We start from the raw sequence: 1,488 nt of genomic DNA on the forward strand, positions 1-1,488 counted from the left end.
TATCTCGACGGCCGTTTCGGTGGCGGCACCGTGGACGACAACTCGATCAAGATCACCAACAACCAGATCGGCGACGGTCTATGGGGCAATTATGCCTTCTACGACGATAAGCCGATCCTCAGCGGTAATGTCGGCCTGGACCAAACGCCAGTCTCGGGCGGCGGCGCTACGGTTTATACGGGCACTTCGGGAAATGACTCGTTGCTTTCCAACGTCAACACGGGAAACGAAACTTATGTAGGGCTTGACGGTAACGACTTCCTGCAAGGCGGTGCCGGTGCCGATGTGCTCAACGGAGGCAATGGATCTGATACGGCGTCCTATGCCGGTTCGGTTGCGGGGGTGAATGTCAATCTCCAGACAGGCGCCGCTTCGGGCGGCTCTGCGACCGGAGACACCTTCATCAGCATAGAGAACCTGCTTGGATCCAGCTTTTCAGATACGCTGACAGGTAATTCCGGCGTCGACTTCCTGAACGGCGCTGCCGGCGCCGACACGCTGATCGGCGGAGCTGGCAATGACGGCTACTTTGTCGACAATCCCGGTGATATCGTCATCGAGGCTGCCGGCGGCGGTGATGACCACGTCTATTCGAGCGTATCCTACGCGCTGGGCGCAAATGTCGAACATTTGACGCTCACCGGTGGCGCAGACGTGAATGCCACGGGAAATGAACTCAACAACTGGATTGCCGGCAACAGCGGCGCCAACACGGTGAGCGGCGGCACGGGTGACGACACTCTCTACGGAGATGCCGGCAACGACGTGATTGACGGAGGCTCAGGCAATGATGTTATCGAAGGCCAGAGCGGCCAGGACCGTCTGACTGGCGGTGCAGGGGCCGACCGGTTCATGTTCCGGCAGAATGCCGTCACTTTCACGGGCGTTGACCATATCACCGACTTTAGCTCAGGTGACAAACTGGTGTTTGACGTCACCTCCGGCCCAACCGGCCCCTTGAATGCAAATGCGTTCAGGATCGGCACAGCGGCACTCGACGCAGATGATCGCTTCATCTACGACCAAGCCCATAATACGCTCTACTATGACAGCGATGGCAACGGGTCGGCTGCGAAGGTGCAGATCGCCGTGTTTGACAACGGTTATGCACTGACGGCGTCTGACATCCAGCTTTGGTGACAAAAGCCGGTCGCGGGTAAATCCATCGCCCGTGACCGATCCTGTGTGTAGTGCGGCTCCTCCCTACCCGGGGATGCCCTGGGCAATGGCAACGTGTGCCGACCTTTGGGCCTGTTTGATCAGGTCGGCATAGATGCAATCCATCCGATCCAGTTTTGCCGACCACAGGGCGGTTTGCCGGACATGCTCGTAGGCGGCGACACCCATCTTTCGGCGTAGCGCAGCATCCGTCGCCAGCCGGCGGATCGCCTCGGCGACATCGATTGCCAGCGCGTCGGGCGTGGTGGCGGAGAGCTTTACGGCACAGAGCGGCGAGACCGCGCTTCCCGGACCGCCGCGATCGACGAC

Annotated in this window: 2 protein-coding genes; one reads left to right on the plus strand and one right to left on the minus strand. The window is 59.9% G+C overall.

Features of this window, described 5'->3' with window-relative positions:
• On the plus strand, positions 1 to 1,140 hold a 1,140-nt coding region (locus AC1DYF_RS40235; protein ID WP_477884520.1), incomplete at its 5' end, for a calcium-binding protein.
• A 63-nt stretch (positions 1,141 to 1,203) separates the two neighbouring features.
• Here the strand turns inward: AC1DYF_RS40235 and AC1DYF_RS40240 are convergent.
• The coding region (locus AC1DYF_RS40240; RefSeq protein WP_477884522.1) for a glycosyltransferase at positions 1,204 to 1,488 on the minus strand (285 nt) is incomplete at its 5' end.

It is taken from the genome of Rhizobium sp. P2_G9 (assembly GCF_056403475.1).